This window comes from Streptomyces sp. NRRL S-646 (assembly GCF_000720765.1).
In the GTDB taxonomy this organism is placed as follows: domain Bacteria; phylum Actinomycetota; class Actinomycetes; order Streptomycetales; family Streptomycetaceae; genus Streptomyces.
In genome coordinates this window covers 362145-374958 of the sequence record NZ_JODC01000005.1, presented here as the reverse complement: position 1 = coordinate 374958, position 12814 = coordinate 362145, and the positions used below count along the sequence as shown (strand labels likewise).

Sequence of the window (12814 nt, the reverse complement as noted above, 5' to 3'; positions counted from 1 at the left end):
ACTACACGCCTGCGGCTTCCAGCGCCTCCGCCGCCTCGGGCTCCGGGGACTTCCTCTTCGCCGCCCGCTTCTTGGCCCGCCGCTCCTTGCGGAGCTCCAACATCGCGTACAGCGTCGGGACCAGGAGGAGGGTCAGCACGGTCGATGTGATCAGACCGCCGATCACGACCACCGCCAGGGGCTGGGCGATGAAGCCGCCCTCCCCTGTGACGCCCAGGGCCATGGGGAGAAGGGCGAAGATCGTCGCCAGCGCCGTCATCAGGATCGGGCGGAGGCGGTGGCGGCCGCCTTCCACCACGGCCTCCACGACGCCGTAACCCTGCTTGCGGTACTGGTTGATCAGATCGATCAGCACGATCGCGTTCGTCACCACGATGCCGATCAGCATCAGCATGCCGATCATCGCGGGGACGCCCATTGGGGTGCCCGTCACCACCAGGAGGCCGATCGCGCCCGTCGCCGCGAAGGGGATGGAGACCAGGAGGATCAAAGGCTGGGCCAGTGAGCGGAACGTTGCCACCAGCAGCATGAAGACGATCGCGATCGCCGCCAGCATCGCCAGGCCCAGGTTCTTGAACGCGCTGTCCTGGTCGGACGTGACGCCGCCGATCTCGGCCGTGGCGCCCGCCGGGAGCTTCAGGGCCTTGATCCTGGACTGCAGCTTGGTGCTCACCGCGCCCGTGTTGTCGCCCGTCGGCTTCGCGGTGATGGTGGCGGCTCGTTGACCGTCGATCCGGGTCATGGACACCGGACCGTCGACCAGCTGCACCGTGGCGATGTCACCCAGCTTCACCGGGCCCAGCTGCAGGTTCTTCAGTTGGGTCAGCGTCGTCGCCGGGGTCGACGACTTGATGACCACGTCGCGCTCGGTGTCGTCCAGGATCGCCTTGGCTGCCGTGGTGCCCTTTACTGCTTCGGCCACCGCCGCGCCCAGCGTCTGGTCGTTGAAACCGGCCGCCGCCGCACGGGAGTCGGCCTTGACCGAGATGCGCGGCACGCTCTGCGAGAGGTCGCTGGTGACGTCCGTGACGTGGTCGAGGCCGGCCACCGCCGTGCGCACCTGCTCCGAGGCCTTGCGCAGGACGTCCCCGTCGGCCGCCTTCACGACCACGCTCAGGTCCTGGTTGCCGAAGCCGTCACCGGCCGAGACCGTCGTCGTACCGATGCCGGAGAGCGTCTTCAGACCCGACTCGATGTCGTCCTGGACCTGCGTGGCCGACGCGTCGTCCTTCAGCATCACCTGGTACGACGCATGGTTGGTGTCCGTGCTGCCGCCGAAGGCCGCCATGAAGCCGGACGAGCCGACCGTCACCTGGTAGTCCTTGACGCCCTTCACGGAGGCGAGCAGCCGCTCGACCTTCTTCGCCTGCTCGTCGGTCGCCGCCAGACTGGTGCCCGGCTTCAACTCCTGCTTGACGGTGAGGACTTCCTGCTCGCCCTGGTCGAAGAAGTTCGTCTTCAACAGCGGCGCCATGCCGAAGGTGCCCACCAGGATCACCACCGCCAGCAGCACGCTGGTGAGGCGGCGGCGGGTCGCGAAGCGCAGGACGGGGACGTAGAAGCGCTGGAGTCGGCTTCTCGTCTCCTTCTCCTCCGCCTTGCGGCGGGCCTCCTCCGCGTCCTTGGGCGTGTCCTTCGGGGCGCGCAGGAACCAGTACGACAGGACCGGTACGACCGTCAGGGACACCACGAGCGATGCCAGCAGGGCCGCCGTCACGGTCAGGCTGAACGGACCGAACAGCTGCCCCACCATGCCGCCGACCAGGCCGATCGGCAGGAAGACGGCGACCGTGGTGAGAGTGGAGGAGGTCACCGCGCCGGCCACCTCACGGACGGCGTTCAGGATCGCCGCCTGGCGCTCCTCGCCATAGCCGAGGTGCCGTTTGACGTTCTCCAGGACCACGATCGAGTCGTCGACGACCCGGCCGACGGCGATCGTCAGCGCGCCCAGCGTCAGCATGTTCAAGGACAGGTCGCGCGTCCACAGGACGATCAGGGCCAGGACGACCGAGAGCGGGATGCTCACCGCCGTGACCAGCGTCGAGCGGACCGAGGCCAGGAAGACCAGGATGACGAGGACCGCGAAGAGCAGGCCGAGCCCGCCCTCGGTGGTCAGGCCGCTGATGGCCTTCGAGACCGCCGGGCCCTGGTCGCTGACGACCGTGATCTTCGTGCCGGAGCCCAGGTCCTTGCGGAGGCCCGGGAGTTTGTCCTTGACCGCGTTCGAGATGGCGACCGCGCTGCCGTCGTGGTCCATGGTGACCGTGACGGCGAGGGAGGGCTTGCCGTCGGTGCGGGTGATGGAGTCGGCGGTGGCCTGCTGCTGCGTGACGGTGGCCACGTCACCCAGGCGGACCGGCTGAACCGGTTTCTCGGCCGCGGCCGAAGTGGCCCCGCCCGTGACCATCAGATCCTTGATCTGGGCGAGCGAGGTGTAGCCACCGCCCACCTGGACGGTGCGGTTGTGGCCGCCCTCGTCGAAGGAGCCCGCCGGGACGGTCGCGCCGCCCGCCTGCAGTGCCTGCGACAGCGCCTGGGCGGTCAGGCCGGCCTTCGCCAGCTTCTTGTCGTCCGGTGTGACGGTGACCTGCAGGTCCCGTACGCCGTCGACTGTGACCTGGCCGACGCCGTCGATGTCCTTCAGGTCCGGTACGACGGTCTTGTCGAGCTGGTCGGCGAGGGCCTGCTGGTCCTTGCCGGAGGTGACGGCGAGGACGACGGTCGGCATGTCGTCGGTGGAACCGGCGACGACCTGCGGGTCGACGTCGTCCGGGAGCTGGGCGCGGGACCGGTTGACGGCCTGCTGGACGTCGGCGACGAGCTGCTTGGTGTCGTTGCCGTAGTCGAAGGACGCCATGATCACGGCGTTGCCCTCACTGGCCGTCGAGGTGACGCCCGAAATGCCGTCCACGGCTTCGAGGTTGTTCTCGATGGGTTCCACGACCTGCTTCTCGACGACGTCCGGGGACGCGCCCTGGTACGGCGCGAGGACGGACACCACGGGCAGTTCGATGGAAGGCAGCAGCTGCTGCTTGAGCTGAGGTATCGCGATCGCCCCGAAGGCGAGCGCGATGACGGACATCAGCCCGATCAGGGCACGTTGGGCGAGGCTGAATCTCGACAGCCAGGACATGGGTCAGGGGTCTCTCTTCAGTGAGCGGCAGATGAGCGGCAGAAAGGCAGGCGATGCGAAACGTGGGCGCACATGTGAGCGCCCGCCCCTACACCCTGAGCCATCGGCGCACGGTGATCCGTAGACCCCAGGTCCATTTCCTTATACGGCGCATACTCCGGCCGCAGTACGGCCGGGTCGAGCTCACTCCACCCTTGGACGTACCAGCCCGGACTCGTACGCGATCACGACCAGCTGGGCCCGGTCGCGGGCGCCCAGCTTGGCCATGGCACGGTTGACGTGGGTCTTCACGGTGAGCGGGCTGACCTCGAGGCGTTCTGCTATCTCGTCGTTGGAATGGCCGCCGGCGACCTGGACCAGGACCTCGCGCTCGCGGACGGTGAGCGCCTCCAGGCGCTCGGTGCGGGCGGGGTCGCGGCCGTCGTCCGCGTCGCCCTGGGCGAGGAAGCGGGCGATCAGGCCCTTGGTGGCGACCGGGGAGAGCAGAGCCTCGCCGCCGGCCGCGATCCGGATCGCGTTCAGCAACTCCTCCGGCTCGCTGCCCTTGCCGAGGAAGCCGGAGGCGCCGGCCCGCAGGGACTGTACGACGTAGTCGTCGACCTCGAAGGTGGTGAGGATGACGATGCGGACGTGGGCGAGGGTGGGGTCGGTGCTGATCATGCGGGTGGCGGCGAGGCCGTCGGTGCCGGGCATCCGGATGTCCATCAGCACGACGTCGGCCCGCTCCTCCTTGGCCAGCCGTACCGCCTCCGCGCCGTCGGAGGCCTCGCCGACGACCTCCATGTCGGGCTCGGAGTCGACGAGTACGCGGAAGGCGCTGCGCAGCAGCGCCTGGTCGTCGGCGAGCAGGACGCGGATGGTCATGCGGTTCCCCCCGGGGTGGCCGTGCGGGTCTTGACCGGCAGGATCGCATGGACGCGGAAGCCGCCGCCGTAGCGGGGGCCGGTGGTCAGCGTGCCGCGCAGGGCGGTGACGCGCTCGCGCATGCCGAGCAGACCGTGACCGCCGCCGCTCTCGGGGGCGTCGTCCTCGCCGGAGCCGTTGTCGAGGACGGTGATCTCCACGTTCGGGCCCACCCTTACGACGCTGACCTCGGCCTTCGCCTCCGTACCGGCGTGCTTCTGGACGTTGGTGAGGGCTTCCTGGATGACGCGGTACGCGGCCAGGCCGACGGCGGCGGGGAGGGTGGTGCCGTTGTCGGCGCGGGCTACCTCGACATGCAGGCCGGCGCTGCGGAAGGTTCCGACGAGTTCGTCGAGGCGGTCCAGGCCGGGGGCGGGTTCGGTGGGGGCCTCGGGGTCGCCGGACTGGCGCAAGAGGCCGACGGTGGCGCGGAGTTCGTTCAGCGCGGAGCGGCTGGCCTCGCGGACGTGGGCGAGGGCTTCCTTGGCCTGGTCGGGGCGCTTGTCCATGACGTGCGCGGCGACGCCCGCCTGGACGTTGACCAGGGCGATGTGGTGGGCGACGACGTCGTGCAGATCGCGGGCAATCCTCAGGCGTTCCTCGGCGACCCGGCGGCGGGCCTCCTCCTCCCGGGTGCGTTCGGCTCGCTCGGCGCGTTCGCGGATGGCCTGGACGAAGGCGCGGCGGCTGCGGACGGCGTCGCCGGCGGTGGCGCCGATACCGGTCCAGGCGAAGATGGCGAGGTTCTCCTGGGCGTACCACGGGAGGGGGCCGAACAGCATGGAGGCGCCGGTGAGGACCGTCATCGTCAGCAGGCCGAGGCGCAAGGTGGTGGAGCGGTCGGTGCCGGCGGCGACGGTGAAGAGGGCGATGACCGCGGACATCGCGACGGGGGCGCGGGGGTCGCCGACGACGCACTCGACGAGGGAGACAGTGCCGGTGAGGGCGAGGACCGTTCTGGGGGCGCGGCGGCGGAAGACCAGGGCCAGGGCGCCGAGGACCATGAGGACGAGGGCAAGGGCGTCGGGGGTGCGGACGCCCCAGGTGACGCCGTTCCTGCCGTGCGGGTCGACGAAGGAACCGGCCACCATGCAGGCGAGCACACCGGCCGCCAGGGTCGCGTCCAGCGCGAGGGGGTGCGCCGTCAGGCGACATCTCGTTCTTTCCAGGGTGCCGCTCACGTTTGAACAGTACGGCGTCCCTGCGGAGCTAGGAACAGGGGCCGACGGCAGCCTCCCCTGTCCTGCACCCGGCGTTGACGTGCACGTACTGGGGGCTGCCGACCGGCACCTCGGACGTGCACGTCCTACCCCGGGATCAAGCCGTCGTCCCGCAGCAGATCCCGGACCTCCTCCAAGGTCGCGTCCTGGGCCGGCAGGATCAGTTCCGACGGTTCCAGGGAGTCGTCGGGCAGAGGTTCGCCCAGTTCGCGGACCTTGGCGAGAAGGGCCTCGAGGGTGCGACGGAAGCCGGGGCCGTCGCCCTTCTCGATTTCCTGCAGGAGTACGTCGTCGAGCTTGTTGAGTTCGGTGAGGTGGCTGTCGGCCAGCCTCACCTGCCCCTCCCCCATGATCCTTACGATCATGTCGCCCATGTCGGCCTCCTAGGCGTGGGCCCTACTGCTTGTCGAAGCGCGGGGTGTCCTTCGGCTGCTGCTGGGACTGAGCCTGCCCTGTGCCGCCCTCGATCGCCTGCTGGGACGAACCTCCGGCCAGCTCCGCCTTCATGCGCTGCAGTTCCAGCTCCACGTCCGAGCCACCGGAGATCCGGTCCAGCTCGGCCTGGATCTCGTCCTTGTGCATGCCGGACTGGTCGTCCAGCGCGCCCGAGGCGAGGAGCTCGTCGATGGCGCCGGCACGCGCCTGGAGCTGTGCCGTCTTGTCCTCGGCGCGCTGGATCGCCAGGCCCACGTCGCCCATTTCCTCCGAGATGCCGGAGAAGGACTCGGCGATGCGGGTCTGGGCCTGGGCGGCCGTGTAGGTCGCCTTGATCGTCTCCTTCTTCGTACGGAAGGCGTCGACCTTGGCCTGGAGCCGCTGGGCCGCCAGGGTGAGCTTCTCCTCCTCGCCCTGGAGCGTCGCGTGCTGCGTCTCGAGGTCGGTGACCTGCTGCTGGAGCGCGGCACGGCGGGACAGGGCCTCGCGGGCCAGGTCCTCACGGCCCAGCGCGAGCGCCTTGCGGCCCTGGTCCTCCAACTTGGTGGACTGGCCCTGCAGCTGGTTCAGCTGGAGTTCCAGGCGCTTGCGGGACGTCGCGACGTCGGCGACGCCTCGGCGCACCTTCTGAAGCAGCTCAAGCTGCTTCTGGTACGAGTAATCGAGGGTTTCGCGCGGGTCCTCGGCCCGGTCAAGGGCCTTGTTCGCCTTCGCGCGGAAGATCATCCCCATACGCTTCATGACACCGCTCATGGGCTTCGCGCGCCCCCTTCTGACGGACTTCCAGCTCCAGCTCTGCGACAGAACCCACAGTACGGGCCCTGCATCCATTGACGCACTGTTCGGGGACGGATGCGCTCATCCCCAAGGACGACTGCAACTGTTCCCGCTCCGGCGTAGGGAGTAGGTGTCCCCCCAGGGAAACCGTCCCCTCTGTCCCTTACATGACGACTGGTGTTGCCGGATCGTTCCCCGCCGGGCTGGGGTCCAACCCCGGCCACCCCGTACCCTTGGGTTTTGTGTTCCGTAGCCGTGCCAAGGAAGAGAAGGCAGCCGTCGCCGACAAGGCGTCGCTGACCGACTCCAAGCAGCCCCGTGACCCGCAGGCCAAGAAGGGTCGGCCCACGCCCAAGCGCAGTGAGGCCCAGTCCCAGCGCCGCAGTGTCGCCAACACCTCGATGACGCGCAAGGACGCCTCCAAGCGTCAGCGCGAGGAGCGCCGTGCCGCGCTGGAGCGGCAGCGCCAGGCGCTGGCCGGCGGTGACGAGCGGTATCTGCCCGCCCGCGACAAGGGCCCGGTGCGGAAGTTCGCCCGCGACTGGATCGACTCTCGGTTCAACGTGGCGGAGTTCTTCCTGCCCATGGCCGTGGTCATCCTGGTGCTGAGCATGGTGAGGGTGGGCGCGCTGCAGAGCATCGCGCTGCTGCTGTGGCTCGTCGTGATCGTGCTGATCGTGCTGGACGCGATCTTCAGCGCCTTCCGGCTGAAGAAGCAGCTCGCCGAGCGCTTCCCGGACCAGAACACGAAGGGCGCCACCCGGTACGCCCTGATGCGCTCCCTCCAGATGCGTCGGCTCCGGCTGCCGAAGCCGCAGGTCAAGCGCGGAGAGCGGCCCTGAGCACTACGTCGTTCTCCGGGGGCGCGGCGGATGCCTGGCTGGGCAGACTGGGCGGGCTGCGTGATGTCGTACGACAGGAGCTGGTGGCCCGGCAGCTCGACGAGCAGATAGCGGGGCGGTTCCCGGTCGGGCAGCGGCTTCGGGTGCTCGATGTGGGCATGGGCCAGGGCACGCAGGCGCTGCGGCTGGCGCGGGCCGGGCATCAGGTGACCGGGCTCGAGCAGGACGCCACGATGGTCGCGGCCGCGCGGGAGGCCCTTTCCGTCGAACCCGAGGGCATCCGGGAGCGGGTGCGGATCCTCGAGGGCGACGGCCGGGACACCGGGGTGCACTTCCTGCCGGGCAGCTTCGACGTGGTGCTGTGCCACGGGGTGCTGATGTACGTCGAGGAGCCGGATCCGCTGCTGGCCGGCCTGGCCCGGATGCTCGCCCACGGCGGGCTGCTGTCGCTGCTCGTGCGCAACGGCGACGCGCTGGCGATGCGGCCGGGGCTGTCCGGGGACTGGGCCGGGGCGCTGGGCGCCTTCGACACCCTGTCGTACACGAACCGGCTGGGCCTCGACGTGCGGGCCGACCGGCTGGAGGCGCTGACCGCGACGCTCGCCGGGATCGCCGCGCCGCTGCACGCCTGGTACGGGGTGCGGGTGTTCACGGACACCGCGGAGGACGGGGCGGAGATCCCGGGCGACGTGGAGAGCCTGCTTGCGGTCGAGGAGCGGGCCGGGCGGTCGGATCCGTATCGGGGGGTGGCAGCGTTGCTGCACCTGTGCGGGGTGCGCGGGTAGCTCCGCTGGTGGGCGGGATGGGTTGTCGGTTGTCTGCGGCGCCGTCGTGGCTGGTCGCGCCCGCGCGGCGGAGCCGCATATCGGTACAGCCCCGCGCCCCTTGAAGGGCGGTGCCGAACCGGCGCGGATTTCGCCCGGCCTGCGGACGGTCGGCCCGAGCCCGTTCGGGTGTATATCGGAAGCCGGTCATTCATCCCGAAGTCAGACTCGGGGCATGGACAGTGCCCGCACCCGTGTCTTCCGTCTGCTGGTTCCCGTCACCGTGCTCTGCTGTGCGCTCGCGCTCGTCCCGGGGTGCTCCGGCTCCGGTTCCTCCGGCGAGCAGGAGAAGACGACCGCACAGGCCGCGCAGGCCGTCGCGCCCATGGCGGGCAGCGATCTGCAGAGCGCCTACCAGAAGGTGATCAAGGACGTTCTGCCGTCGGTGGTGCAGATCCAGGCCGGGGTGATCTGGGGTCGGGGATCGTGTACGACGACAAGGGGCACGTCGTCACCAACGCGCATGTCGTCGGGGACTCGAAGACCTTCAAGGTGACGACCGCCAACAGCGAGGACGTGCTGACCGCCAGGCTCGTGTACTCGTACCCGGACCAGGACCTCGCGGTCATCAAGCTGGACAAGGTGCCGAGCGGACTGAAGGCGGCCGCCTTCGCGGACTCCTCGAAGGTGCAGGTCGGGCAGATCGTGCTGGCGATGGGTTCGCCGCTCGGGCTGTCGTCCAGCGTGACGCAGGGCATCGTCTCGGCGACCGGGCGGACCGTGAGCGAGGGCAGTGGGGGCGGGGGCACGGGCGCGACCATCGCCAACATGGTGCAGACGTCGGCGGCCATCAACCCGGGCAACAGCGGCGGCGCCCTCGTCAACCTCGACGGGCAGGTCATCGGGATTCCGACGCTGGCCGCCATCGACCCCGCGCTCGGGAACAGTGCGGCGCCGGGCATCGGGTTCGCGATCCCCTCGTCGATGGTGAAGACGATCGCCGACCAGATCGTCAAGAGCGGCAAGGTCACCGACTCGGGGCGGGCCGCGCTCGGCATCACCGGCCGTACCGTCGTCGATGACAGCTACCAGCCCGCCGGGGTCGCCGTGGTCACCGTGAAGAGCGGCGGGGCGGCCGACAAGGCGGGCATCGAGGCCGGGGACGTCATCATCAGGCTGGGTGACACGGACATCACCACCATCACGTCCCTGTCGGAGGCGCTGGCGGCGCAGAAGCCGGGTGACAGGACGACGGTGACCCTCACCCGGAACGGGAGTCAGAAGAAGGTCGATGTGACGCTGGGCGAGCAGTGAGACGAGGCAGGGGCGGCCGGATCACGGCCGCCCCCCCCCCTTCCGTACGGCCTACGCCTCTTCGGCGTGCAGGCTCATCGGCCCGTAGATCTCCGCCGAGTCCTCGAACAGCCGCACCTGGTCGGCGCCGCCGTCCTGCAGGGCCTTCCAGTGCTCCCCGATCCAGGACTCGGCGTCCCCCTGCGTGGTGAACTCCTCGGGCTGGACCGCGGGCTGGACCTCCGCCCCGTCGGCCTTCTCGAACCGCCACGTCCATGACGCCATCTACGCCTCCCGTGTCTGAGCACCTGCAGAGCAGAAGGCGGATCTTGGTCCGCCTCCTGCCAGAAGCCTAGTCGGATGGGCAGCACCTGCGCAGACACGCGAAAATCACTTCCGTGGAACTGACTCTGCTCGGCACCGGTGCCCCTGCGGGCCTGCCCCGCCCCGACTGTCCCTGTGCCGCCTGTGCGACCGCGCTCGGCGCGGATGCCCGTGCGGCGACCGCGGTGCTCGTGGACGGGACCCTGCTGCTCGATCTGACGCCGGGCGCGGCGTTCGCGGCGGCGCGGGCCGGGCATTCGCTCGGCGGCGTACGGCAGGTGCTGTTGTCGCATCCGCACCGCGGGCCCGTGGTCGAGGTGCCGGCGGGGCTGCCGCAGCCCGGGCGGGTGCCGGACGGGCGGGAGTTGGCGCTGCTGACGGGGCATCGGGTGCGGGCGGTGGCGATGGACGGGCCGGGTACGGGGTACGCGGTGACCGGGCCGAACGGGCAGCGGCTGCTGTATCTGCCGCCGGGGGGTGCGCCGGCCGGGCTGGAGCACAACGGGGCTGTGGTATGTGACATGGTACTGGCCGATGTGGTGGAGCGCCCCGACGCGCTGGCCAAGCTGCGGGCGGTGGGCGCCGTCGGCCCGACCACGGATGTCGTCGCGGTCCATCTCGACCACGACGTGCCGCCGGGGCCCGAGTTGCGGCGGCGGCTCGCCGCCGCGGGGGCGCGGGCCGTGCCGGACGGGGCGACGCTGACGGTGGGGGTGTACGAGGACGTGCCCGATGTGCCGCGGCGGACGCTGGTCCTTGGCGGGGCGCGGTCCGGGAAGTCGGTGGAGGCCGAGCGGCGCCTGGAGGCCTTTCCGGAGGTGCTGTACGTGGCGACGGGCGGCTCGCGCAACGGGGACACGGAATGGGCGTCCCGGGTCGCCGTTCACCGGGAGCGCCGGCCGGGGTCCTGGCGGACCGCCGAGACCTGCGATCTGGTCCCGCTGCTGGCGGCCGACGGCCCGCCGCTGCTCATCGACTGTCTGTCGCTGTGGCTGACGGACGCGATGGACTCCGTCGGGGCGTGGGACGACGCGGAGTGGGCCGACGGCGGGGAGCGGGCCCTGCGCGAGCGGGTGCGGGAGCTGACGGACGCGGTGCGGGCGACCCGGCGGACCGTGGTCGCCGTATCCAATGAGGTCGGCTCGGGGATCGTGCCGGCCACCGCCTCGGGGCGCCGGTACCGCGACGAACTCGGGCGGCTGAACGCGTCGTTCGCCGGGGAGTGCGAGCAGGTGGTGCTGGTGGTGGCGGGGCAGGCGATGGTGCTACGGGGCTGAACGTCTGCGGCGCGCGATGATCCGGTGCGTGTAGGGGAACTGGCCGAGGACGTGGCGGCTCGTCGCGACGATCGTGCAGCCGTGGAAGTCGAGTTGGGTGCGCAGGGCGGGCGACTGCGCCGGCGGAGTCTCCAGGAGGAGGAGGCCGCCGCGGCGGACGAGCGTGAGGGCCGCGCGGAGTTCGGCGCGCAGGTCCGGGACGGGTGAACGGTGCTGGAGGAGCGTGACGACGTCGTAGCGGGAGCGCAGGATCGTGGTGATGTGAGGGTCCGTCACCTGCCCCACGAAGGCCTCCTCGACGCGCTCGGCGTGGCAGGCGTACGACACTCGCGGGGTGGGGTCGAGGCCGTCGAAGGAGGTGTAGGGGAAGAGTTCGCGTGCCGTCCCGGGGAAGTGGGCGTCGCCCGTGCCCACGTCCAGCCAGCTCTCCGGTTCGGGCAGGAGCCGCAGGATTGCGCGGGCCCTCGCGAGGTGGCGGCGCCGGTCACGGGCACTGACTTGGGTGCTCGGGCGGGTCATGGCGGCTCCCGAAGGCATAGGACAATCCGCTGCAAAACGGAACGTATGGGATCCATGTCCCGGGGGCAAAGACGTCACGCGCGCGTGGTGACCATGTGGCGCTGTCCCGTTCGACCGGTGCCGGTACTGTTCGGCGAATGAGCTCGCTTAATCTCGACGACTTCACCGATCTGATCGAGCGCCCCGACGGCGGGGTGCGGCGCGACGCCGAGGCGCGCAGGGAGCGTCAGGTCGTGCCGCCCGGGTCACTGGGCCGCCTCGACGACCTGGGTGAGTGGCTGTCGGCGGCACAGTCCGCCGTGCCGGTGCGGCCGATCGAAAGGCCCCGGGTGGTTCTCTTCGCCGGTGACCACGGAGTCGCCGAACTGGGTGTCTCGGCCGGGCCCGCGGGCGGCGCCCACCAGTTGGTGCGGGAGGTCCTGGAGGGCGGCCGTCCGGTGTCGGTGCTCGCCCGGCGGCTAGGCGTGCCGGTGCGGGTCGTCGACATGGCACTGGACTGCGACTCCGACACGCTGCCCGACGAGGTCGTACGGCACCGGGTGCGGCGCGGCAGCGGACGTATCGACCGCGAGGACGCGCTGACGGCCGAGGAGGCGGAGGCCGCCTTCCGTGCCGGCGTCGCGGTGGCCGACGAGGAGGCCGACTCCGGTACGGATCTGGTGGTGCTCGGCGATGTGAGCGTGGGCGGGACGACCGCGGCCGGGGTGCTGATCGCCGCGCTGTGCGGGACCGACGCCTCCGTCGTCACCGGGCGGGGCGGGCTCGCCATCGACGACCTGGCATGGATGCGCAAGTGCGCGGCGATCCGGGACGCACTGCGCCGGGCCCGGCCGGTGCTCGGCGACCAGCTGCAGCTGCTGGCCACCGTGGGCGGGGCCGACCTCGCCGCGATCACGGGCTTCCTGCTGCAGAGCGCGGTGCGCAAGATGCCGGTGATCCTGGACGGGGTCGTGACGGCTGCCTGCGCCCTGGTGGGGCAGCGGATCGCGTTCCGGGCGCCGGACTGGTGGCTGGCCGCGCACGACAGCGGGGAGCCGGGACAGGCGAAGGCGCTGGACCGGATGGCACTGGAGCCGCTGCTCTCGCACGGCGTGACCGTGGGCGAGGGCGCGGGGGCGCTGCTGGCGCTGCCGCTGGTGCAGGCCGCGGCGGCGCTGGCCGCCGAGCTGCCGGAGAAGCCGCAGCTCTCCGGGGTACCTGAGAAGGATGAACCCAAGGATGAATCCGCGGTTGAGGTCGACGTGAAGGAGGAGACCGAGTAGGCCGCAGGAGGGCCGAAAGTCGACAGAACCGCAGACAAAAGATGGATGGGTTCACCGAGGCATCG

Annotated in this window: 11 protein-coding genes and 1 pseudogene; 5 read left to right on the top strand and 7 right to left on the bottom strand. The window is 70.7% G+C overall.

Annotated elements, in window-relative coordinates; all coding sequences use genetic code 11:
* Window position 1: 1 nt before the first annotated feature.
* From IH68_RS0111595 to IH68_RS0111575, 5 genes are all read right to left on the bottom strand, one after another.
* Window positions 2–3133, bottom strand: a complete 3132-nt coding sequence (locus tag IH68_RS0111595) for an efflux RND transporter permease subunit (protein ID WP_030932588.1) — start codon at window positions 3131–3133, stop codon at window positions 2–4.
* A 183-nt stretch (window positions 3134–3316) separates the two neighbouring features.
* Window positions 3317–3997 carry a response regulator gene (locus tag IH68_RS0111590; RefSeq protein WP_030932585.1) on the bottom strand — a complete coding sequence of 227 codons (681 nt, stop codon included), beginning with the start codon at window positions 3995–3997 and terminating at the stop codon, window positions 3317–3319.
* Complete coding sequence (locus IH68_RS0111585) at window positions 3994–5217, bottom strand: sensor histidine kinase (RefSeq protein ID WP_030932583.1); 1224 nt, start codon at window positions 5215–5217, stop codon at window positions 3994–3996. The genes IH68_RS0111590 and IH68_RS0111585 overlap by 4 nt, the downstream gene beginning before the upstream one ends.
* A 125-nt stretch (window positions 5218–5342) precedes the next feature.
* Entirely contained in the window at window positions 5343–5621 is a 279-nt protein-coding gene (pspAA, locus tag IH68_RS0111580; RefSeq protein ID WP_030932581.1) for a PspA-associated protein PspAA, read from the bottom strand.
* Window positions 5622–5652: 31 nt separating this feature from the next.
* Window positions 5653–6417, bottom strand: a complete 765-nt coding sequence (locus IH68_RS0111575) for a PspA/IM30 family protein (RefSeq protein WP_030932579.1) — start codon at window positions 6415–6417, stop codon at window positions 5653–5655.
* A 218-nt stretch (window positions 6418–6635) separates the two neighbouring features.
* On the opposite strand from IH68_RS0111575, the gene IH68_RS0111570 reads away from it, so the two are divergent.
* The 3 genes and pseudogenes from IH68_RS0111570 to IH68_RS49745 all read left to right on the top strand — a co-directional run bounded on the left by IH68_RS0111570 (window position 6636) and on the right by IH68_RS49745 (window position 9388).
* Entirely contained in the window at window positions 6636–7310 is a 675-nt protein-coding gene (locus IH68_RS0111570; RefSeq protein ID WP_078912415.1) for a DUF3043 domain-containing protein, read from the top strand.
* Between the two features lie 83 nt (window positions 7311–7393).
* Window positions 7394–8095, top strand: coding sequence for a class I SAM-dependent methyltransferase (locus IH68_RS0111565; protein ID WP_030932576.1), 702 nt, complete (start codon window positions 7394–7396; stop codon window positions 8093–8095).
* A 214-nt stretch (window positions 8096–8309) separates the two neighbouring features.
* Window positions 8310–9388: pseudogene (locus IH68_RS49745) on the top strand (S1C family serine protease).
* A gap of 51 nt (window positions 9389–9439) precedes the next feature.
* Here the strand turns inward: IH68_RS49745 and IH68_RS0111555 are convergent.
* Window positions 9440–9652, bottom strand: a complete 213-nt coding sequence (locus tag IH68_RS0111555) for a hypothetical protein (RefSeq protein ID WP_030932574.1) — start codon at window positions 9650–9652, stop codon at window positions 9440–9442.
* 113 nt (window positions 9653–9765) lie between these two features.
* On the opposite strand from IH68_RS0111555, the gene IH68_RS0111550 reads away from it, so the two are divergent.
* On the top strand, window positions 9766–10968 hold the full coding sequence (locus IH68_RS0111550; RefSeq protein ID WP_030932572.1) for a bifunctional adenosylcobinamide kinase/adenosylcobinamide-phosphate guanylyltransferase: 1203 nt from the start codon (window positions 9766–9768) through the stop codon (window positions 10966–10968).
* On the opposite strand, the gene IH68_RS0111545 is transcribed toward IH68_RS0111550, so the two are convergent.
* On the bottom strand, window positions 10957–11487 hold the full coding sequence (locus tag IH68_RS0111545; RefSeq protein ID WP_030932570.1) for a methyltransferase domain-containing protein: 531 nt from the start codon (window positions 11485–11487) through the stop codon (window positions 10957–10959). The two genes, IH68_RS0111550 and IH68_RS0111545, sit on opposite strands and share 12 nt — an antisense overlap.
* Before the next feature lie 137 nt (window positions 11488–11624).
* Between IH68_RS0111545 and cobT the strand changes: the two genes are divergently transcribed.
* Window positions 11625–12749, top strand: coding sequence for a nicotinate-nucleotide--dimethylbenzimidazole phosphoribosyltransferase (cobT, locus tag IH68_RS0111540; protein WP_030932568.1), 1125 nt, complete (start codon window positions 11625–11627; stop codon window positions 12747–12749).
* Window positions 12750–12814: the final 65 nt, after the last annotated feature.